Source organism: Membranihabitans maritimus (assembly GCF_021729145.1).
GTDB classification, from domain to species: Bacteria; Bacteroidota; Bacteroidia; order Chitinophagales; family Saprospiraceae; genus Membranihabitans; species Membranihabitans maritimus.
In genome coordinates this window covers 536,612-559,127 of the sequence record NZ_JAJSLW010000001.1, presented here as the reverse complement: position 1 = coordinate 559,127, position 22,516 = coordinate 536,612, and the positions used below count along the sequence as shown (strand labels likewise).

At 39.5% G+C, this 22,516-nt stretch carries 21 protein-coding genes; 5 read left to right on the top strand and 16 right to left on the bottom strand.

The genetic code is table 11. From position 1 onward, the window contains the following. A partial coding sequence (locus LVD47_RS01990) for a T9SS type A sorting domain-containing protein (protein ID WP_236973840.1) occupies positions 1–195 on the top strand: 195 nt, incomplete at its 5' end. A 676-nt stretch (positions 196–871) separates the two neighbouring features. Here the strand turns inward: LVD47_RS01990 and LVD47_RS01985 are convergent. The 7 genes from LVD47_RS01985 to LVD47_RS01955 all read right to left on the bottom strand — a co-directional run bounded on the left by LVD47_RS01985 (position 872) and on the right by LVD47_RS01955 (position 8,430). Next, entirely contained in the window at positions 872–1,924 is a 1,053-nt protein-coding gene (locus tag LVD47_RS01985; RefSeq protein WP_236973839.1) for a 2-oxoacid:ferredoxin oxidoreductase subunit beta, read from the bottom strand. Positions 1,925–1,935: 11 nt separating this feature from the next. Beyond that, a complete protein-coding gene (locus tag LVD47_RS01980) occupies positions 1,936–3,798 on the bottom strand; it encodes a 2-oxoacid:acceptor oxidoreductase subunit alpha (protein ID WP_236973838.1) in 1,863 nt (620 codons plus the stop codon). 8 nt (positions 3,799–3,806) lie between these two features. Beyond that, entirely contained in the window at positions 3,807–5,591 is a 1,785-nt protein-coding gene (locus tag LVD47_RS01975) for an FAD-dependent oxidoreductase (protein WP_236973837.1), read from the bottom strand. A 198-nt stretch (positions 5,592–5,789) separates the two neighbouring features. Continuing rightward, positions 5,790–6,092 (bottom strand): metallophosphoesterase family protein, encoded by a 303-nt coding sequence (locus LVD47_RS01970; RefSeq protein ID WP_236973836.1) that lies wholly within the window; start codon positions 6,090–6,092, stop codon positions 5,790–5,792. A gap of 147 nt (positions 6,093–6,239) precedes the next feature. After that, positions 6,240–6,629 carry a metallophosphoesterase gene (locus LVD47_RS01965; protein WP_236973835.1) on the bottom strand — a complete coding sequence of 130 codons (390 nt, stop codon included), beginning with the start codon at positions 6,627–6,629 and terminating at the stop codon, positions 6,240–6,242. Between the two features lie 21 nt (positions 6,630–6,650). Then, positions 6,651–7,172, bottom strand: a complete 522-nt coding sequence (locus LVD47_RS01960) for a DUF3575 domain-containing protein (RefSeq protein WP_236973834.1) — start codon at positions 7,170–7,172, stop codon at positions 6,651–6,653. Positions 7,173–7,293: 121 nt separating this feature from the next. Then, the gene (locus LVD47_RS01955) at positions 7,294–8,430 is read right to left on the bottom strand and encodes an acyl-CoA dehydrogenase (RefSeq protein ID WP_255784985.1); all 1,137 of its coding nucleotides are present in this window, start codon (positions 8,428–8,430) and stop codon (positions 7,294–7,296) included. A 110-nt stretch (positions 8,431–8,540) separates the two neighbouring features. Between LVD47_RS01955 and LVD47_RS01940 the strand changes: the two genes are divergently transcribed. After that, positions 8,541–10,367 carry a TonB-dependent receptor gene (locus tag LVD47_RS01940; RefSeq protein WP_369427724.1) on the top strand — a complete coding sequence of 609 codons (1,827 nt, stop codon included), beginning with the start codon at positions 8,541–8,543 and terminating at the stop codon, positions 10,365–10,367. Between the two features lie 20 nt (positions 10,368–10,387). On the opposite strand, the gene LVD47_RS01935 is transcribed toward LVD47_RS01940, so the two are convergent. The 4 genes from LVD47_RS01935 to LVD47_RS01920 all read right to left on the bottom strand — a co-directional run bounded on the left by LVD47_RS01935 (position 10,388) and on the right by LVD47_RS01920 (position 16,232). Further along, positions 10,388–12,772 (bottom strand): carbohydrate binding family 9 domain-containing protein, encoded by a 2,385-nt coding sequence (locus LVD47_RS01935; RefSeq protein WP_236973833.1) that lies wholly within the window; start codon positions 12,770–12,772, stop codon positions 10,388–10,390. A gap of 419 nt (positions 12,773–13,191) precedes the next feature. Continuing rightward, positions 13,192–13,911 (bottom strand): NAD(P)-dependent oxidoreductase, encoded by a 720-nt coding sequence (locus tag LVD47_RS01930; RefSeq protein WP_236973832.1) that lies wholly within the window; start codon positions 13,909–13,911, stop codon positions 13,192–13,194. A 135-nt stretch (positions 13,912–14,046) separates the two neighbouring features. Then, a complete protein-coding gene (locus LVD47_RS01925) occupies positions 14,047–14,760 on the bottom strand; it encodes an ABC transporter ATP-binding protein (RefSeq protein WP_236973831.1) in 714 nt (237 codons plus the stop codon). Beyond that, complete coding sequence (locus LVD47_RS01920) at positions 14,760–16,232, bottom strand: DUF5687 family protein (RefSeq protein ID WP_236973830.1); 1,473 nt, start codon at positions 16,230–16,232, stop codon at positions 14,760–14,762. The genes LVD47_RS01925 and LVD47_RS01920 overlap by 1 nt, the downstream gene beginning before the upstream one ends. Positions 16,233–16,432: 200 nt before the next feature. On the opposite strand from LVD47_RS01920, the gene LVD47_RS01915 reads away from it, so the two are divergent. Then, complete coding sequence (locus tag LVD47_RS01915) at positions 16,433–16,882, top strand: nucleoside deaminase (RefSeq protein WP_236973829.1); 450 nt, start codon at positions 16,433–16,435, stop codon at positions 16,880–16,882. A 678-nt stretch (positions 16,883–17,560) separates the two neighbouring features. Here LVD47_RS01915 and LVD47_RS01910 read toward each other — a convergent pair. After that, the gene (locus LVD47_RS01910) at positions 17,561–17,764 is read right to left on the bottom strand and encodes a DUF6364 family protein (protein WP_236973828.1); all 204 of its coding nucleotides are present in this window, start codon (positions 17,762–17,764) and stop codon (positions 17,561–17,563) included. 86 nt (positions 17,765–17,850) lie between these two features. Then, on the bottom strand, positions 17,851–19,413 hold the full coding sequence (locus tag LVD47_RS01905) for a M81 family metallopeptidase (RefSeq protein WP_236973827.1): 1,563 nt from the start codon (positions 19,411–19,413) through the stop codon (positions 17,851–17,853). A gap of 111 nt (positions 19,414–19,524) precedes the next feature. Between LVD47_RS01905 and LVD47_RS01900 the strand changes: the two genes are divergently transcribed. Beyond that, complete coding sequence (locus LVD47_RS01900; protein ID WP_236973826.1) at positions 19,525–19,896, top strand: VOC family protein; 372 nt, start codon at positions 19,525–19,527, stop codon at positions 19,894–19,896. Positions 19,897–20,037: 141 nt separating this feature from the next. Beyond that, complete coding sequence (locus tag LVD47_RS01895) at positions 20,038–20,490, top strand: DUF1569 domain-containing protein (protein ID WP_236973825.1); 453 nt, start codon at positions 20,038–20,040, stop codon at positions 20,488–20,490. Here LVD47_RS01895 and mtaB read toward each other — a convergent pair. The 3 genes from mtaB to LVD47_RS23955 all read right to left on the bottom strand — a co-directional run bounded on the left by mtaB (position 20,487) and on the right by LVD47_RS23955 (position 22,447). After that, complete coding sequence (gene mtaB, locus LVD47_RS01890) at positions 20,487–21,800, bottom strand: tRNA (N(6)-L-threonylcarbamoyladenosine(37)-C(2))-methylthiotransferase MtaB (RefSeq protein ID WP_236973824.1); 1,314 nt, start codon at positions 21,798–21,800, stop codon at positions 20,487–20,489. The two genes, LVD47_RS01895 and mtaB, sit on opposite strands and share 4 nt — an antisense overlap. A gap of 117 nt (positions 21,801–21,917) precedes the next feature. Then, positions 21,918–22,088 (bottom strand): hypothetical protein, encoded by a 171-nt coding sequence (locus LVD47_RS24380; protein ID WP_500797284.1) that lies wholly within the window; start codon positions 22,086–22,088, stop codon positions 21,918–21,920. A 20-nt stretch (positions 22,089–22,108) separates the two neighbouring features. Continuing rightward, positions 22,109–22,447 carry a DUF4143 domain-containing protein gene (locus tag LVD47_RS23955; RefSeq protein ID WP_439651980.1) on the bottom strand — a complete coding sequence of 113 codons (339 nt, stop codon included), beginning with the start codon at positions 22,445–22,447 and terminating at the stop codon, positions 22,109–22,111. Positions 22,448–22,516 lie beyond the last annotated feature (69 nt).

Here is a 22,516-nt window from a genome sequence, read left to right as displayed (position 1 = left end):
CCGGAAGATACGGATGCGCGATTGACGATATACGATGTGACGGGCAAGGTGTTGAAAGAATTTGAGGGTGAATACAAAAAAGGATATAATGAGGTACAGGTAAATGAAAGTGATTTGAGTATTAATGGCGTTTTATATTACAAGCTACAAACTCCTGATAATGTAGCTACGAAACAAATGGTTCAGATTAAATAGTTTACAGGGGTTCTAAGAGGTTAATAATTTTTTAGGTTTTCCATCGACTTAATTCTACCATAGAGGGAATTATTCTGATGGGAAACCTTTTTTTATGGAAGGGTAGTTAATTTTCGATATAATGCTTGATTATAAACCCGGCTAAGTAAATATATTCTGTTTCAGTTCGAGAGGGAGGTGAAGGATAATTCTCTGGGTTTATCCAGATCTTTAGGGTTTACACTGCTCAGTCTAATAGAAGTTACTCTATGGCGAATCCGTGTGCCTATATCTGGATAAAGTAGTGGTAGGAAAACTTGTGAATTATTTAGTGTTTCAATGATTTTGTGTTTCTCACTAAAGCACTGATTTTATTTCTACATTCGGCTTTAAAATACTGGGCAATTCATTCACGTTTTGTAATCGAATCTCATTATGTTCAAGCGGATGAATACTAAATTCTCATGGGAGTTAGGTTTACATAGGATATAATCCGGAGTACACAATTATTGTGGATTAGGGTAAAACCTTTCTGGTGCGATATCATATATTATAATTTGGTTAACCTTTTCCTTTGTTGTATACATAAATTTTTTTGGTGGAACGGTTCATTTGGACCTTTATGAAATAGTAAAGAATGATAAAATCTATCGCTGAAGGACACCTTATACAACTAAAGCTTCGTCCTATATGGAGCCTATCTATATTCTGTATTAATTTTTTCCAGGGTAGCTGATCCCGGACATAAATCCTCTTCGGTCAATTGGTTCAATGGCAAGGTAGATGTATTTAAAGTGGAATGAAGGTCCTGACTTCCCGGGTCTATATATAGTAAACCAGTCAGAATGTCACCATTTGCTTTTGATTGTTGCAACTTCTCCATTGCTGAATTTCGATCTGATGGGTCCCAATCGGAGTAGAGTTTGCTTAACTGAATTTGAGAACCATCATGTAATGTAACTGACTTTTGTGTGCCCTCTTCATATTCTACTGATATTTCTTCCCGGATCGGTACAAAATCAAATTCAGATGTTACCTCGATATGTTCCCTGATAAAGTCATAAGCCTTAGTTGACCCTTTGTTGTTATTAAAGGTCACACACGGTGAAATGACATCAATAAAAGCAAATCCAGGATGAGACATTGCTGCTTTGATAAGAGGTACTAACTGTTTTTTGTCGCCTGAAAAGCTTCTGGCTATGAAAGTCGCACCCGATTCGAGTGCCATGCTTACCATATCTATTGGGGAAAATTCATTCCGGGAACCGGACTTGCTCAGGGAACCTATATCAGCTGTGGCAGAATCCTGACCTTTGGTAAGGCCATAGCAGCCGTTATTCATCATGATATATACCATATTCAGATTCCTTCTATTGACGTGGATGAATTGCCCGATACCAATGGAAGCAGAATCTCCATCTCCTGAAACTCCAAGGTAAGTCAGCTCACGGTTGGCCATATTCGCTCCGGTAGCTACAGACGGCATTCTCCCGTGAACTGTATTGAATCCATGGGAGTTGTTTAGATAATACGCCGGTGCTTTAGAGGAACACCCGATTCCCGATAATTTGACTACTTTATGGGGTTCAATGTTCATTTCATAACAAGCTGCTACGATTGATGCGTTGATGCTGTCATGTCCACAACCTGCACATAATGTTGAAATTCTACCTTCGTAATCTGATTTATAAAAACCTGCTTTATTTTTGGTCTGCGTAGGATGACGAAATATTGGTTTGATAAAGCTCATAATATTATTGTTTAATGGTGGCTTACCGAAGCATTATTGTGGTTATTGGTTGAGGGTAGTTGCCCATTGAATCCTTCCATTTGTAATCGAAGTTGGAAAAGAATGCTATCAGCCGTTATGGGCATTCCGTCATAATTGAGGATGGATGCCATTTTGGACTGATCTATACCCAGTTCAAGGATCAATAGAGAACGACATTGAGCATCTCGGTTTTGTTCTATTACATATACTGTTTTATGTGCTTCAATAAATTCCTTGACCTCATCCTGAAAAGGAAAAGCTTTCAGGCGCATTGCATCAATTTGGCCACCTTCTTCCTTTAGTATGTCAATGACTTCCATTGCGGCATAGGTAGTAGTTCCATAAAATATGATACCATAATCACTTTGAAAGGTTTCTTGATACAATTCAGGTTTGGGGACTAAGTATTTAGCGGTATTGAACTTGCGAATTAACCTGTTGATTTCACCAGCATGGACTTCCCCGTCTTCTGTATATCTACCGTAAGGGTCGTGCGAGGTCCCTCTTGCCAGATAGGCTCCTTTCGAGGGATGTGTTCCTGGGATTACACGATAACCTATACCATCGCCATCTACATCCTTAAATCGACCATAATCTTCTAATCCTTCCAACTCTTGTTTGTTGAGTACCTTACCTTTATTGTATTTTTTACTGTCATCCCAGGAAAAAGCTTCGGTCATGTGAATGTTCATGCCCAGGTCAAGGTCGGACATCAGGAAAATAACGGTTTGTAGTTGGTCAGCCAAATCAAATGCTTCAGCCATAAATTCAAAACATTCAGTTGGATTGGCCGGGATTAACATGATATGCTTAGTGTCCCCATGGGAAGCGTATGCACAGGGGAGAATGTCCGACTGCTGGGTTCGTGTAGGCATTCCCGTGGATGGCCCACCCCTTTGTACATCTACCAATACCATCGGAACCTCCGCAAAATATGCCAGGCCAATAAATTCATTCATTAGGGAAATACCGGCTCCACTGGTAGCGGTGAATCCCCTGGCTCCATTCCAATTGGCTCCCATGGCCATTCCAAATGCTGCCAGTTCATCTTCTGCCTGAATAATGGCAAAATTATTTTTACCTGTTTCAGGATCTTTTCGATATTTTTTAGCAAAAGCTTCAAAACTTTTTGCCACGGATGTAGAAGGGGTAATGGGATACCAAGACAATACGGTCGCGCCCCCATAGACTGCTCCCAGACCCGTGGCTGCATTTCCATCAATCATGATCTTGTCGTCGGTCAAATTGCTATGTTTCAATCTGACGTTGAACGGATAGACCAGATTTTGCCTGACCCAATTGGCTCCCAGGTCCAAAGCTTTGTGATTCGGTGGAATTAATTTCGGCTTTTTTTCAAATTGTTCGCTTATTATTGACTTTACAACATCCAGGTCCAGATCTATAAGTACAGACAAAGCTCCTATGTATATGATGTTTTTGAACAACTGTTGTAATCGTGGAGCCTGATAATTTTCAATACTCAGTTGCATCATCGGGATACCAACCATATGGATATCCTTTCTTACCATATCATCATGGAGTTGTTTTGTATTGTCGTAAATAAAATAGCCACCGGGCCTGACAGCGGCAATATCTTTCTTCATGCTTTCCGGATTGATTCCGACCATAACATCTATCCCTTTGCGCCTTCCCAAATAACCTTTGCCACTGATTCTTACCTCGTACCAGGTAGGTAATCCCTGAATATTTGAAGGAAAAATATTTTTAGGTGCAACGGGGATCCCCATCCTAAAAACTGCTTTCGAAAATACTTCATTGGCGCTAGAGGAGCCAGTTCCATTGACATTGGCAAACCGGACAACCATGTCATTCACTCGTATCTGTTCACTCATAATTTTTGCTATAAAATTTTGCTAACTTTAGTTACACCATAGAGATACTTTTGCATATCCCATGCTGCCGTGGGACATCGCTCGGCACACAATCCACAATGCAGGCATACATCTTCGTCTTTTATCATAACACGTTTGGTAGGTAGGGTATCTGATACATAAAGATCCTGATCCAAATTATTGGCAGGGGCGGAAAGCCTTTCTCTTAGGTCCTCCTCTGCTCCGTTTGAGGTAAATGTGATACAGGACGTGGGACATACATCCACACATGCATCGCACTCAATACACTGATCTAATGAAAAAACAGTCTGAACGTCACAGTTGAGACACCGTTGAGCCTCCCTGAAACCGGTAATTTCATCAAACCCGAGTTCCACTTCAACTTTCCGGTCTGAAAGTGTAATTACTTTATCCTCATGAGGTACTGCAAAGCGGTCATCTTCCACTACAGGGCTGTCGTACATCCACTCGTGAATACCCATTTTCTGTTTTACAAGATTGGTAGTGGGGTCCAGCCGGGTATTGACATCAACTCCCTGACAAAAGTGATGGATTGAAATGGCTGCCTGGTGCCCATGAGCAGCGGCTGTGATAATATTTTCCGGGCCAAAAGCTGCATCGCCACCAAAGAATACATTAGGCAAAGTGGACTGGAAGGTGGTCTTATTGAGTATCGGTAGATCCCATTTACCGAATTCAATTCCCAGGTCTCTTTCGATCCAGGGAAAAGCATTGTCCTGGCCTATAGCAATAATCACATCATCTGCTTCTATAAATGTATCGGGGTCGTCGGTGGGAATGAGGCTTCTTTTCCCATTTTTATCATACTCAGCCCGTACGTGTCCAAACCACATACCTTTCAACTTCCCATTTTCCACAACGAAAGACTTCGGTGGCATATTATTGAAAATGGGGATGTCTTCTGCTTTGGCATCGTCGATCTCCCAGGGTGAAGCCTTCATGTCTTTGAATGGACTTCGTACCACAACGGTTACCTCTTTTCCTCCAAGCCTTCTGGAGGTTCGACAACAATCCATGGCCGTATTGCCACCTCCTAGTATAATAACCTTACGGCCGATTTTATCCCGATGTTCAAACGCAACACTCGCCAGGAAATTTATTCCAATATGTACGTTTGCATCAGCTTCCTCCCGACCGGGCAATTTCAAATCACGTCCGTTAGGTGCTCCGGTCCCGACAAATACAGCATCATAGTCCTCGTCCAGAATTTCTTTCATACTTTCCACAAAGTGATTATAGTGGGTATGTATTCCCATATCGGTGACGTAATTAACTTCTTCATCCAACACCCTTTCAGGTAATCGAAAAGAAGGAATCTGCGTACGCATCATACCGCCACCTTTATGCCACTCATCGAAAAGGTGAATTTCATACCCTTCAGGTGCCAAATCGCGTGCAACCGTCAGGGATGCAGGCCCTCCTCCGATAAGCGCCACTTTTTTACCGTTTTTATTCAATGGGGCATTGGGCATCAGGGACTTAACTTCTCCTTTGTTGTCAGCGGCTACTCGTTTTAGCCGGCAAATCGCTACCGGTTCTTCTTCTTTTTCTATCCGTCCACGACGGCAAGCCGGTTCACATGGACGGTCACAGGTGCGGCCAAGGATGCCTGGGAATACATTGGATTCCCAGTTGACCATGTAGGCTTCTGTGTACTTTTTATTTGCGATCAACCGGATATATTCGGGCACGGGTGTATGTGCCGGACAGGCGTATTGGCAATCTATTACCTTGTGAAAGTACTCGGGATCCTGAACATTTGTAGGTTTCAAAATTCGATGTCTTGGTTTATAATTCGATGTGAAGCGTTTTTTTAATTTCAATATATTAAATTAAATATAGCTAAAATTGTAAAGGTGACAAGAAAAATAATAACAAAATATGGCAAATGTCATCTGTGTCGTTATTATTGTAATGGTTGATGTAGTCTTGGAGCCAAGTATAATTCCAGATTCTGTATGGGGAAATCGCTATACTGGTTGGAGTTCAAAAACGGTTATCTCAGGCCTTACATTGAAACGCAGGGGCCACAGATGACCAAGTGCCCGGTTTATGTACATCATTCGTCCATCCTGAAGGTCAATTACGCCTGAAGTGTACTTTTTGTTGTTAACCGGAAGTAGAGGAGTTGGCAAAAAAGGAGGCTTACATTGCCCTCCATGAGTATGTCCTGAAAGGATCCATCCCTCATATTTATTCCATATCGGAAGATCTGCGACATCGGGATTATGTGTCAATACTATATTTGCTATTTTATTGTCAACGTCTTTCATGACAGGCTCCGGGGCAAAATTTTTGCCCCAGTAATCGTCCAGCCCAATAAAATTGAGTCCGTTGATTTCATGCTGTTCATTTCTCAGTACTGTTATCTCCCGATCCTCGAGAATTCCTGTAATCTTTTCTGCTATGACCTGACTTGCTCAGTTTTTTCCGTAATCGTGATTTCCTAGTATTGCCACGGTTCCGATCCTTCCCTTTACCGCATGGTCCAAAACTGTAGATAATTGGGAGAACTGTTCTTCACTTTCATGGTATACATAATCGCCGGTATATACTACAAAATCGGAATTAAAGCTTTTGGCTCTTTCAAAAGACTGGATAATATAGTTCCAGTCAAACCGATTTCCTACGTGTATATCACTGACCTGCATTAAAGTAGTCCCTGAAAGTTCGGACGGCAGATTCTTGACATCCATCTTGAGCTTGACAAATTCCAGCCAATATGGTTCAATCTGCCAGGAATACAAACAGGTTAAAGCTCCAATTCCTAAGGCACCTCCGAGTCCCCATATGAATTTGCGCCTCTGCATAATTTTAGTTTTGAAAAGAATCTACATCCCATACCCTACCCCAATGGTATATATTGGCTGAAAGCCCGACTCCGTATTTTCATTGATGCCAATCAGGTAGGAGGGACCTGCAAAAAGGTCAATAGCGAATCGTTCCTTAAATGTGTATTGAAATCCGCCAGTGGCACCGACTTGAAACCCTGTACTTCGGCCTGTATTGCCTGGATTTACACTATTGAATCCCGCTTGAAAACTTTGAAAACCGATTACAGGCCTGAGAAATAAACCAATCGGTGCATCTTTCCATTTGGTAAGAAGATACCTTCGATAAGCGCCCTGGATATTGATATCCACATATCCGCTGCCACCAAATGGAGAACTACCAAAGCCCAACCTGAGAGTAGCGTCAACGCTGGATTCTTTATTGAGTACTACTTCCAGATAAACATCCGGGTCGCCATACTTTATAAAATTATAGAGATTGAGCTTGAAAATTGATTTTTGTGCAAAGCTTCCTGTGAAACAAGCTGTAAGTAGAAATAGTGAAATTATTAATTTGTTCATTCTTCCGTCTTCTTCATTAAGTATCGTCTATTCCGGCCAGAATGCAGCGGAAATTGGTAGAATTTAAATGATTTTAACATATAATTCATATCTGTTAGTAGAGGTTTTTAAAAGCATATATTCATTCCTTTAATATCGCTCTTGACAACACAATTTTCTGAATCTCAGATGTACCTTCATAAATTTGGGTGATTTTGGCATCCCTCATTAACCTTTCAACATGATATTCTCTTACATAACCGTAACCTCCATGTATTTGCACGGCTTCTGTAGTTACTTTCATTGCCGTCTCTGCGGCGTACAATTTTGCCATAGATCCACTGTAGTCATAACTCTTGCCGGCGTCTTTATCGCGAGCGGCCTGATAAACCAATAATCTTGATGCCTCCAATTCGGTAGCCATATCTGCCAGTTTAAATGCAACATCCTGATGCTGGTATAAGGGCTTTCCAAAGGTGACACGTTCTTTAGAATATTTTAGTGCTAATTCATAGGCGCCGGCCCCAATACCCAAAGCTTGAGCAGCTATACCAATTCTACCACCTTCAAGTGTTTTCATAGCGAATGTAAATCCAAAACCATCTTCTCCTATTCTATTTTCTTTGGGAACTTTGACATTATCAAATAATACAGAGCAGGTGTCACTTGCTCTTATTCCCATCTTATCTTCTTTCTCCCCAGTGCTCACCCCTTTACTTTCAGCCTCTACGATGAAGGCATTAATACCACGATGCCTTTTTTCGGTATCAGTTTGGGCCATAACCAGATAAACATCAGCATATTTGCCATTTGTGATCCAGTTCTTTATCCCATTAACCAGATAATAATCCCCTTTATCCACTGCTGTAGTCCTTTGGTGGGTCGCGTCCGAACCTGCTTCCGGTTCAGACAAACAAAATGCCCCTAAGATTTCGCCTGATACCAGGCGAGGTAAGTATTTTTGTTTTTGTTCCGTTGTGCCGAATTTTTCTATTCCCCAGCAAACCAAAGAATTATTGACAGACATCACTACTGAACACGATGCATCTACTTTGGAGATTTCTTCCATTACCAACACATAGGACATTGTATCCATTCCTCCTCCGCCAAACTCGGGATCCACCATCATACCCAAAAAACCCATTTCGGCCATTTTTTGAATCTGGTCACGCGGATAAAGTGCGTTTTTATCTCGTTCTATTACTCCGGGCAATAATTCTGTTTGAACAAAGTCCCTTGCAGCTTTTACAATCATTTTTTGTTCATCAGTCAAGACCATTATTATAATTTTGAATTTACCAAAATCACTAAATATTAGTTAAGTTATTAAATTTTTCCATCTTTGCGGATGTGTGCTAAGATTTTGTTTTTTAATAAAATTATTGTGCGGTGAAATATACGATATTAACAACAACTCTTATTATAGCATTTCAAATTGCTTATTCGCAACATGACACAGTACTTTTTTTGCCGGATATCCAGATTGGTGATCAAAGGATTAGTATGCCTTTTTCAGAGGCTAATCGAACCATTAATATTCTTACCAGGGAAGATATACAGAAGCTTCCTGTTCAAAGTCTGAATGAAGTCTTGAGTTACCTTCCCGGCGTAGACATTCGCAATAGGGGAATAAAAGGAGCTCAAGCTGATATTTCGGTCCGGGGTTCCTCCTTTGAACAGGTGCTTGTAATGCTCAATGGTATTAAGATAAATGACCCACAAACTGGACACCATTCTCTGAATGTTCCTGTGCCATTAGAAAGTATCGAACGCATTGAAGTTTTGAAGGGACCTGGTGCCAGAAGGTATGGCCAAAATGCGTTGGCAGCAGCCATAAATATAATTACCAAGGTGGCTGATACGCCTCAGTCTACACAGGCATTGGAAATCGGGGAATTTGGTACAGTACAGGGAGATTTGGGAGTATCTCTCCACCACGGAAATGCTTTCAAACAAATGTTGAATGTTTCCCACTTGCGCAGTGATGGTTATCGGTATAATACGGACGTTGGAATTTCCAATGCTTTTTATCAGAATAATTGGAAGGTTAATAACGGGCAATTTTCCACTATGGCTGGATTTTCGAAACGAAAATTTGGCGCCAATGGATTTTATGCAAGTCCGGATTACAAAGATCAATATGAAGATGTTGAAACCAGTATTGTAAGTCTCGCGTACAAATGGTTCGGAGATAAGTGGCACATCAAACCCTCAGTATACTGGAGAAGAAACCAGGATGAATATTTGCTTATTCGTCATCAACCGGAGGTTTACCGGAATTTACATTTTGGAAATACACTGGGCGCTGAAATTCAATCGGGATATGAATCATCACTTGGAACTACCGGATTTGGGTTGGAGTATCGAAAAGTATACCTAAAAAGCAACAATCTCGGACAAAGGGATAGGAATGAAGTTGCTTTTTATGCCGAGCATCGGTTTTCCCTGATTGGCAATAAACTGACAATTACCCCTGGATTTAATATCAATTACTTCCAAAGTTTCGGATCCTTCTTTTATCCAGGAATCGATATGGGGTATTCAATCAATGATAAATGGTCTGTATATGCTAACGTCGGCAATACCTACCGAGTACCGACATATACTGATTTATATTACATTGGTCCTTCCAATATTGGAAATGAAAACCTGGTGCCCGAAAGAGCAATGACCTATGAAGCCGGGGTTAAGTATTTTGGATCGCAATGGTATTTCAACGTGGCTTACTACCGCAGGGATAGCCGAAATCTTATTGATTGGGTAAAAGACCGGGAGAATGACCCCTGGATGCCCCAAAACTTCTATAAGGCTTATTTCAATGGCCTGGAAATAGAAAACAAGTGGACCCTGGCCAACCATCCCGCAGGGATTAACCGAATTGAGGTGAATTATAATTATATAAATGCCGGGTTGAACGAGGACTATTCAGGTGCTCTTTCCCGCTATGCTTTGGACAATCTGAAGCACCAATTAATTGGTAGATTAACAGGGAACATTGTTGATAATCTTTCCTACACGATAGGAGGCCGGTTTATTGACCGTGTAAACCTCGACGATTATTTCTTAATGGACTTGCAAGCAAAATATGCCTTTGATAAATTTTCTATTTACGCCCAGGCCAATAATGTATTGAATACGCAGTACACGGAAACCAGCCTGGTGCCAATGCCGGGTAGATGGTTTACGATCGGGTTTAAAAATCGTATTGATTTTTAATATTGCGCAAGAAGTGCCTTTTATAAACTAAAGAAATATGAGATTTTTAAAACAAATGTCCTGTTTTTAAAGGCTAAACGATTAATCATCTGGGGATCCAATTCATCATAGCGACCTTCATTATATCCCAAATAAATAAAACTACCTGGACGATATTGCCAACTTAATAAGCAACTTAATAAGTAATCATTACTGACCTGTTTTGCTTTTAAGTAGGCTGTTCCAAAAATTCCCTGGGCGTGAACCCTTAAGAAGAAATCTTTGGTAAACATCCAATTTGTATTTGATGATATATTAAAAAATTGTCCGTCTTTTTCATTTGACTGATTCATAGTTTTCGTAAAGCCACCCTGTAATTTTGATAAGACGCTATGGCTTAAACGACCCTGGCCAGAAATGGTAAAAGTTCTCTGGTTTCCTACCAATTGTTGTTCAAAATTATAATATGTTCCGCCAGAAGCAGAAAAAATGCCAGCAAATTTTGCTCCCAAATTTAGTGGTCTGGTTGAATATTCGAGTTTAAGAAAATTTCCATTATATTTTCCTGTCAATTCCGTTGCAGTAAAATAACTATACTCTGCGGATAACGACATTTCATTTATAAAATTCACAAGTGCGTCCCCGCCAACCATAAAGTTTGTCGATTGACGCCGACCGTCACTTATAGATCTATTGTGATTGTCAGATTGTACAATTTCTCCAAATTGATTATCCGGAATAAAGTCTGAATATCTTAAAAGCCAACTTTCAATATAACGCGTAGTAAATAAATCCTGGCTCACTTCATACTTTACATTAGAAGTAATTCTTCGTATCTTATGTTTATTAATTCTGGGACTAAATCGGAAGGATCCTATACCTTTATTCCAACCGCGATCCGGTTCCTTTTGGATATATCCAATCCGATTTATTTCAAATCCTGGTTCTACCCGGTCCAAATTGGCCGTTATACCCCACAAATCTCCTGTATGCGTATACCCTAAGTTGTAGGCCATTGTCTGGCCAATACTTTTTTCATATGACCCTGATGAAATTTGAAAGTCAACGATGTCATCTTGCTTGAGGATAAAATTTCCATCGAAACCAAATACGCGGTTATATTTGTCCCTTTCTTCTTTTACAGCAGCCAGGATCCCAACACTACCCGAAGAGAAAACATCCTTTTTTGCGCGAGCTACAGCAAAGTTGGCCTTTTCTGCATTACCTGACCCATTTTTAAAAATCGGACTACCTGTTCGGATTCCTAAGGATCCGAATTCGATACCGTGATTTAATTTTCCCGTAATTTTACCTCCGCCAAGTATGCTTCCACTTGCCCCGATTCTTCGACTGTAAAAAAGTTCTCTCGGAGTATTAAAGACATTTATTCTTTCGGTAAAAAAAGGTCTTAATTCTTTAAACCTGATAGGAAACCTTGTAAGGTTGATTTCAAATACATCGGCATCTACCTGGGCAAAATCCGGATTGATGGTAAGATCTGCAGTAAGGTTAGGGGTAGGGCTATACCTTATATCTCCTCCGATATTTATCGATTTGGTAGGATTAGTCGTAATAGAATTAGAGGTTCCCGCTGCTGTATAAGGTCTAAATTCAAATTTTCTGCCGGAACTAATATTTTTTATATTTTCTACGTTCCCCATCTGGGACATCCTGGTAGTATTATCCCATTCGGGTAGGTGCGGTTTCCATTGCCCTCTTGAAGCATTCTTTGAAATGTTCCGGATAATATTAAAACCCCAGGTCTGCCAGGGCTTGTTATTATATCTAAAATTATAAAAGGGGACTTTGACTTCAGCATACCATCCATTAGTATCTACGGAACCTTCAGAATACCATACGCCATTCCAATTATTGTCACGCTTTATGTCATCATAACGAAGTTCATCTACTTGAACGCCGGTTGGAGAAACGACAAGTTTGTATCCGGTTCTGTGGTCGTGATAGCTATCGATAAAGAGCATTACATGATCCGGGGCAGAAGTGCCGCGTGGAGATAATTCCTGTACGATTTTTTCCGGCTCGGAATCCCAGCACCATACCCCTATATATAAATTCTCTTCATCATATAAAATGGCGAATTCGGTTTTTTCACTTATAGGGACAAGTGGAAATGGTTCCTTTTCGAGAAATCCTCCTCTGTGTTCGGCTTTTTTCCAGACATCTTCCTGTAATTTGCCATCCACAATTATTTGTTCACTTTTTTGATCTAATTGATAAGCGGGTATCGTATAATTTTCCTGAACCGTATCATATATTAATGCTCTGATGGAATCAAAATAAGTTTCGGGGTATTGGTCATAATCAACTGTTCTTTGACCAAAGACAGTTGAAGAGACAAATAATGTAGTTAGCAAAAAAAATGCTGCTATTTTAGCAGTGTTGTGGTTTTTGCTAAAATTTGACATAGGTTAGAAATAAATAAAGAACAAGTTGTAATGACGATTAGAGTCACACTTAGAAACCCAAGGTAATCTTTTTACAAAAAACTATATATATTTCTAAAAGATTATTTTTAATACATGTGGAAATGCATAGTGTCTTGGGTGTATGATCAATTGCTATCGCTAATAACATATTGAAGCTTCACAAAATTTAAACTTACTGGTTTTCTGAATATAGAACCCCAATAGGATAAACGGAAACTAAGTCCCTGGAAGATGGAGCTTAATTTGTCCCTATTCACAATTTAATTATTGGCTGAATTTGCCTTCTTTGCAGTTTCTAGTTTCTCACTTTATTTAAAGAGTTGGAATAGTAATCCCTTTTCTCTTCATTGGGTTTGGGGGCGTAGTGAGTGCTTTTAATGAAAAGATTGTTAATGGTATTATGTATTGTAGATTACAGGCATATTACCCTTCCATTTGTTCCATATATTCTGGTTGGTAATAAGATTGGCCATGAAATGTCCTACATTAATTCTACTGGTTTCGCCAGGATTGAAAATAGGACTTCGGGTCGGAGATATATGTAACGAGTACCCGGAAACCTCTTTTTCATTTATCAAATTATCAGGTCGGACTGCAGTCCATTCAATTACAGGATTATTCTTTCCGACTTTTACCCTTAAATAATCTGCTGCCTTTTCATTATCCAGATGGGGTGGTAAGATAAGCCGAAGTAGCAGGGACACTATCTTCTCTCCTGTTGATTCGGATTCATTCAAATCTCGATTCCTGTTACCTGCCGTATTCATTAGAACAAATTTTACCGGTTTCTCCGGTGCGTTTTGCAGAATTGCTTTACAAGTCAGTTGCACTGCATTGGTCACCAATTTCCTGGGAGGTCCAAAAATTCCTTTTATAGTGAGATTGTGCCCCAGGCAACATGCGACTGCCTGACAATCTCTGATCAATTCGGCCATTTCATTAATTTTGATTTTTGCTATTCCGGCGTGGACGACCGTTATCATATTATTCCTTATCCAGTTTTCAGGCAATTTATCCGGGGATCGGACAATTATTTTTACTTTTTGTCCTGCATTTACTAATTGATCAACCAATAATCTCCCTGTCTCGCCGCTGGCACCCATCACCAATGTATTCATAAAAAGGTCGGTTTTGATTTGAAAAAAACATATAGGCACCAAAATGGTAAACATGGTTTTAATTTTAAAATTCCAAAGCACTGGATGATACCTGGAATATATTTAGTAGAATGTTTTACCAGTTGGAATTAAACGCTAAGTTAAAGAAATTTTGTCCTTGAAGAATGACTCCAGTTCTTGCATGGTTTCTTCAGACTTTTGAATGTCTTTTACAATACACCCCCTATCCAGGACTACGATTCGCTCGGACACTTCTACAATATGTTGGAGGTCATGGCTCGAGATCAACACCGTGGTTTCTTTATTTTCAAGTAATTTTCTCAGAATAAATTTAAGTCTGAATTGTGTAGTAGGATCAAGGTTTGCAAAAGGTTCGTCCAGGATAATGATTTGTGGATTCCCGATCAGAGCGGCAATTATACCGGTCTTTTTTGCATTTCCTTTGGATAGATCCCGAATATATTTTTTTCTTCCCAGAATTTCACCATTAAAAAAATCCTGAAACCCTCCTATGAATTCATCAACCTCGTTTTGTTTCCATCCTCTTAATTCACCTATAAAATAAAAATATTCTTCCGGAGTCAAATATCCGATCAGGAAGCTTTCATCTATATAAGCGGAGGTAAAAGGCTTCCACTCCTCACTGAGATTCACTTGAATGTTATTCGAAACTATGCGGCCTGTTGTCGGTTGAATTAAATCAAGCAAAAGACTGAATAAAGTAGTTTTTCCAGCTCCGTTATTTCCCACCAAACCAAAGCACTGCCCTTTTGGAATGTAAAGCTGTTCAATATTCAAAACTATATTATTCTCACCATACTTTTTGACTATTTCATGTACTTCTATCATTAGAAATTATTTTGTGCTTTATAGGCTTTGAGAGTCTTGTATTTTTCCTTTTGATAAATTTTTTCAATCTGTTTAAACACCCTTTGTTTTAATGTAAATCCCAAAATGCCAGTTCCTGCCACCATTAAATATCCTGTGGTTGAGTTGAAAATATTCTGGCCTATGGCAAATAAAACAATTGGTAGTACTAGCTTGGGAAGAGATAGCAAAAGAGTCTTTATATTAAACGCCTGCTTATCTCCGAATATATTTTTGTTTTTTGAAAGATCGATTGGGGTTTTTATGAATGCCCCTCCCATCAAAACCAAATGTGCATTAATCCCAATATTATAAATGGCTCCGGTAAGTACAGCTACATAGGCGTCCCATCCGAAAAAAATATAAAACGAACTTATTACCGTGCTTATACCTGTGGCTATTACGATAAGCCACCACTTGGAATTGAGGTAATCCCTATACTGAATATTTTGGCTCATTAACAAGGGATAATAAGCGCTATCCCAACTGGGAACGAACTGCCCAAACGTGAAAAGAAAACCACCAGATACGAATATTCCGGCAAAAATATGGAGTGTAGGATTCTCATAAACCTCCAGACCGTCCGAGAAAAATAGTAATCCATAAAGGGTAAAGAGAACGCTTATCAGAAGAGTTGACCTTGAGCGTTTATTTCGAGAAAGTAATTTTATATCATTTTTGAGAAAAATTCCGGTCGTACCAAAGCGATTTAACCAACTATAGTCCCCGGCATGAACTGACCTGGTCCGTATAGACAGTCCTCCGTCCAGGAAAAAATTCTTTTTGTAGAATCGGAATACAACATAGTGAAGTCCTACTATAATTAAAAATAATACAATCAGGGATCCTTTACCTGTATACATATTGTAAAAAATCGGGGACGTATATCTGCTTATGTCCAAAAGGCCAAAATACTCACTTAATCCTCCAATGCATACAACCGAAATTAAGCCATACAAAAATACATCCTGATTGTTAGCCAGTAAATTCAGATAATTATTTATGTAAATAAGTACTAAAATGCAAATACACCAGGAAAAAACACCGCTAAGATTAAATCCTTTATTTATAAGAACAATAGAAAATGGAATTAGAAAAAATATATGGACCAGATTAAAAAATGAAAATAGGGTTTTTGTAATGGCAAAGTTAATGACCGTATTCTTTTTTAAATTGACTATCATAAAAGGACGGATATTCATAACAGGCATTTTTTGCAGAAAATACCTAATGACAAGATCGATGCAAATGTAGTAAATCAAAACCCTGTTTACAACATCAAAAGGTTTCATGCCCTGTTCTTCTAGTATAAAGTACAATCCAAACCCCAGTGAAAAGAACAAAATGACCAAGTATAAAGCCGCTAAAGCCAAAATGATTTTAATAAAAAGGTGGGTATTGTACGATGCTGATCGTAAAAACGCTTTCCATTCAAATTGTAGCAAACGAATCAAAATAGGTAAGTTAATTTTTAATTAATACAGCCAAAATTTTAATATAGTAAAAATGACAGACATTTCATTTACTTAAGCAGTCACAACTTCTTTCGCGTTTTCGGATCCCTATCTTATACACTTTAAAACGTAGAAAAATGTGACCACTTTATCAGTATAATATGGAATATGTATATTTATTCAGGTATTAAATTCAAAACATGAATACAATGCATGATAAATTTCTTGATGAAGCTATTGAAGAAGCACGGATTGGTTACAAAGAAGGCGGTATCCCAATTGGCTCAGTTTTAGTATGCAATAACCAAATTATTGGACGTGGCCATAATCGTAGAGTCCAAAAAAACAGCACTGTGCTTCACGGTGAAATGGATGCTTTGGAGAATGCCGGGAGGCAACCGGCATCTATATATAATAAGTGTACCTTATATACTACCCTTTCCCCGTGTCCCATGTGCTCTGGTGCGATACTTTTATATGGGATTCCCCGGGTGGTAATTGGTGAAAATAGTACATTTATGGGGGAAGAAGAACTTTTGAAATCGAGAGGCGTGGAAGTAACCGTGATGGATAACAAGGAGTGTGTACAGTTAATGAAGCAGTTTATTAGAGAAAAACCAAAGCTTTGGAATGAAGATATCGGGGTTTAATATATATTATCCAGGGATGGAGAATATTGTCCAAATCATAGCTGCCCCATTAAAATATAGGGTTGATTCTGATATATAGTTGGTTATAAAGGGTTTTCAAGAGAATGGACTCTGATAAAAAGATTACACCTGATTAATGCGATGACCTTAATTTCAAAACAAAATTTATGAAGTTTAGCTCAAGGGCTACAGGGAAAGAGTGGATTATTGGAGTCCGTTATATTTATTCACTTACAAATATTGTTCGGCCGTCATAATGGGTAGATTGGATCCTCTATAGTCCTTTAAGTTACGCGTAATTATTATATCGCATTTGCTCTCTATGGCAAGTTCATATTATATTGCATCCTCTATGTCCGAAAAGTCAGACAATAGAGCCTGTTTTATGGCAGAACCATGAGTGGAACGTATTGTTAGCTTTTCCTCGAGCAATAAGATTGACCTACTCTCAGCCTTTTTCCCGGACTTCTTACTGGCAAAATAGTATACATTTAGTAAACTGTGGGCCGAAGTCTATAAAGAATGACCATCCCAATCCACCAAGGCCAGCAATTCGAATGCAAGAATATAGTGGGGCTCTCTCAATAGCATAGCATCCAACAAAATATCTGAATCGATAAATAAAGAAGTCATGCCTCATATTTATCAGCAAGATGTCTTCTATATTCAGTCTTGTGATCAAAATCGTGAGTTGTTTTTTTTCACGGCAGGAAGTTCTTTTATCCAACCGGGTAATGCAGTATCACCCTTAGCTTGTTTGGAAAGGCAGCTTAAATAGTGTTCTACCATTTTAGACAAACTAATTTTATGGTGTTTAGCCAATGGCTTCTCTTTAACAATTATTTCTTCATTTATATTTAAAGTCAGTTTCGTGTTTGACATAATGAGTTGCAATTATCACGTATTCAGCAAATTCACTGAAGCTAATGTTTTGAAATTATACCAGCAAATGGAATAAAGAACTTAAATTAATTCTCCTCATTTGCAGCAGGTATCCACTGCACAGAAAGATCAGGATCATCCATTTCGGGGTCAAAAGGGATCATTGGTCGTTGAATCCTTTTGTAATCCAGACGCAATAAATCCTGATCTACACCCCCGGGAGTAAGGGCAAGCAGCCAATCCTTTCGCATGTCATATAATTCCGGTACCAGATAGCCAATCTTGACAACAACAATATCTGTTTCGCGGGGATTCAGTTCCAAATTATTAAAGTCACTTTCGCGATGATAGGGTTTGCGTTTTTTAGTAACAATAACACTCACACTTCCAACTTTGACCACTACTTCAGTTTCTGCGGCTGGATCTCCATATTCAATGGCTGTGATTGTTCCATTTAATTCAAGAGGGGGTGCATATCGGTCATCAACAGCAGCACCGACTATAGCTTCTACCTCTTCACCAATGCCGAGTCTTACTGCTTCTTCTACTAATTCCGGTCCGGGAATGGATGCATATATCAAAGAGGGGCCGTCCGTGGATTGAAATTCTGGACGTGCCAGGATTTTTTCAAGCGTCCAGGTTACATCCCCGGCTCCTCCGGCCGTAGGGTTATCTCCGGAATCGCTAATCATAAAAGGTTTTGCATCACTGCTTACGGCTTTATCGAGACTTTCTTTTAGAGTTGCAGTAGGAGCTACAAATTCAAAATCATGCCGTACATCCCAGTAGCTCTGCGCCAGGTTCTTTGCCGCCGAAGCCACCTCTTTACGGCCATCTCCTGTCACCATCACTACACCGTGGTTTCTCGGTTCATCTGCCCAGGGATATCCCATCCAAATGGCAGCGTCGATGACACCTTCGACCTGGGTCGCCGGATCGACTTTTGCATATAAACTTTTACCGGGCTCTACCCGCGTACTTGTCTTTTCGCCAGGGAGGAGGATAGGGACGGGGATGTAAGCCTTATATTCAGGCTTTCCTTTTCCTGATTCCAATCTTTCCAGTAAATTGTCCATGGCCCTTTTCTTGGATTCCAGGGCGTCTTCATGCGGTGCCAGGCGATAACAGGTAATCAGGTCAGAATGTTTGGCCAGGCGATGAGTGACATTTCCATGTAAATCCATGGAAGTAGATATTAGTGTTTCCGGGCCAATTACCTCCCTTATTCGTTCGATAAGATCGCCTTCCGGGTCATCCATATCCTGGACGCTCATCGCACCATGGATGTCGAAAAAAAGGCCGTCAAGAGGTTTTTGGCTTTTGAGACTATCTAGTATTTCTTGACTCATTGATTCGTAAGTTTCACGATCCACTATACCACCTGGAATAGCTCGTGCGGTCAGTGCCGGCAACCATTCTGCTTTTTTACGGTTGGCAGAGTCCGCCTCCATGAATGGGTAGGATGTAAAAATTTCATTACCTCTTTTAATTCGAAACCCATCTCTGTAGGTTACAGCAGGAGAAAAGGTACTGGATTCAATAGCGATTCCGGCGATGGCAATGCGCGGCAATTCATTATTTTGTTCGGGGCCGGAACAGGAAACAAAAAAGTAAAAAGCAGCACATAAAAGGTAAAAAGTGATCTTCATGATTGAAAACTTGTTAATTAAAAGGAAGTACTGATCCTATTCCTGGGTAAGGAAGATAATAAATTCTTTGATAATTATTATCTTTAATACAATCATCAAAATTCTACAACTATGAAATTGGGTGCCTTTTCTATTAGTCTAAGCGTCAAAGATCTACAAGCGTCTAAAGCATTTTACGAAAAACTGGGGTTTTCTGAATTTGGGGGAGATATGGAGAAGAACTATCTCATTATGAAAAATGGAAATACACTCATTGGCCTTTTCCATGGAATGTTTGAAAATAATATTCTCACCTTCAATCCCGGTTGGGATGAGAATGCAAATACCCTTGAAAATTTTGATGACGTTCGGGAAATTCAAAAAGATTTAAAGGGAAAAGGGGTTGATCTGGAAACGGAAGCTGATGAAAGTTCTTCTGGTCCAGCCAGTTTTGTAGTCATTGACCCGGACGGTAATGCTATTCTCGTTGACCAACATATCTAGTTGTAGCTTCCTGCAACGGCATTTAGTAATTGAATAGCAACAGTGCTTTTGTTCCACAAAGGACTTCCGATTGTCATTTTTTGAATTAAAAGATATTGGAAAGGAGTTTTTTCCTTAATTTACTGATCAAATGAATTTTCAATGAAAAATATTTTCCAGGAAGAAGTTACAGAAGAGCTTATACAACGGATTCATCAATTAAATCCGGATACTCAGGGACGCTGGGGAAAAATGGAAGTGGCGCAAATGTTAGCTCACTGCAATGTTATGTATGAGAAAGCCTTTGAAGGGAATCAATCAAAGCCAGGAATTCTTAAAAGATTTCTGTTAAAATTTTTTGTAAAACCAATAGTAGTTAGCGAAAAACCTTACAAAAAAAATAGTCCTACAGCATCTGAGTTTGTGATAAAATCGGAGAAAGATTTTGAATTAGAAAAATCAAGATTAATTACTTTTCTTCAGAAAACACAAAAATTGGGTAGGGAACATTTTGATGGGAAAGAGTATATTTCATTTGGAAGTTTAAGTGCTGAAGAATGGAATAATATGTTTTACAAGCACCTCAACCATCACTTGACACAATTTGGTGTTTAGTTGTAATTCAGCATTCCTTCTTCAAGGATTATTTCCCGGATTGTATTTTCTTCAAATTGATCCTCGGGAAGGTTCAGTCTGATATAATTATCTGTCCAAGCTGAGACTATTTCTGATTTTCGATCGGATTCAATTAAAACTTTGCGCTGTTTGCCCACATGCCTTTTGTAGAACGCTTTTTTCTTTTCTTCGCTCAGTTCTCGGAGCATTTCATTGCGCTTTCGGCGTTTATTCATATCAACCGGGTCGGGCATGGTGTCTGCCGGGGTGTTTGGGCGCTCGGAATAGGTAAATACGTGCAAGTAACTGACATCAAGAGATTCTATAAAGCGATACGTCTCGAGAAAGTCTTCGTCAGTCTCTCCCGGGAAACCTACGATCACATCTACCCCAATGCAGGCATGGGGCATTGCGGATTTGATTCGCTGGACACGGTCTTGATACAATTCGCGTTTGTATCGTCTTCGCATTTGTCCCAATTGCTTGTTATTTCCCGATTGTAAAGGCATATGAAAATGAGGCATAAATCGCTGAGAACCTGCGACAAATTCAATAATTTCTTCAGTGCATAAATTGGGCTCTATTGAAGAAATTCGAAAGCGATCAATGGTATTGACATTGTCAAGTTCGCGAATAAGATCTATAAACAAAGCCTCTTTTTTAGGGCGGATTCCCTCGATCACCTCTGTGCCATTGCCAAAATCACCTATATTTACTCCTGTGAGTACTATTTCTTTCATTCCGGCAGCACCTATTTGATGGGCATTTTCTAATACCTGTTCTACCGTGTCACTTCGACTCCGTCCGCGAGCTTGAGGAATGGTACAGAAAGAACAACTGTAATCACATCCGTCCTGTATTTTGAGAAAAGATCTCGTCCGGTCACCAAAAGAGAAGGCATTGTTGAAGGTATTGATTTCACTGATCTCCGTGGTATGCACCATTCCTTTACTTTTGGCTCCATCAAGCTGGTCAATGTAGTCTAGCATTCTAAATTTTTCACCAGCTCCGAGAACCAGGTCCACACCTTCTATCTCTGCTATTTCTTTCGGTTTGAGCTGGGCATAACAACCGGTCACCACAACTTTTCCATACGGGTTTTTACGAAGGACTCTTCGAACTATTTTACGGCACTTTCGATCGGCAAAATCAGTAACTGAGCAAGTATTGAGTACATAAATATCTGCTGAGTCCTTAAAGTCCACTGCGGCATATCCCTTATCTTCGAACATACGTCGAAGAGAGGAGGTCTCTGAGAAATTGAGTTTACAACCCAGGGTATGAAATGCTACGGTTCGTGGACTCGCCATGTTCTAAAATACTCTGATTCAGCCCGCAAAATTACGAGGAAATATTAAAATAGCCTTAGATATATAATAATAATTAGGTCGACGGAAATAATTTAATTATCATAACTCATTACTTTTTTACGCATCGAGCCAGTTTTTGACATTAATCCCACTACTTCTTTTTTCTTCTCGCTCACCAGGGTAGAGAACAAAACTTTTGGATTCTTTCCTTAATCTGAGCCAATAAAGAAGATTATTAAAGTAGTTTGTGTTGATCGTTTTCCCGGAACGTATTTCTATTGGAGTCATTGAAGTTTCTTCATCAATTATCACATCAACTTATTGCCCTGGTTTATTTCTCCAATAATAAAGGCTGTTGGGACTACCTTAATTTGTCTTTTTTTTGAGTAGATGGGGGCTATGGAGCTTTCGTACAATCTTCCGCGCAAAAGATGATACCGGAGTTGGTCCGATTCTGTAATTCCTTTTAGTGAGTACATGATCCCTGTATCGTAGAAATATAGCTTAGGCCTTTTGATTATTATTCTATTTTTTTTATTAAAATGTGGACGTAACAGATATATAATAAAGCTATTTTCAAGAGTCCCAATCCATGACCTGGCTGTTTTGGAATCTACCCATGCTTCGGTCCCGAGACTGGTAAGGATGAGACCTTGACCATTCCTTCCGGCAAGAAGTCACATGAATCGCTCAAAAACGATGAGGTCTGTTATTTT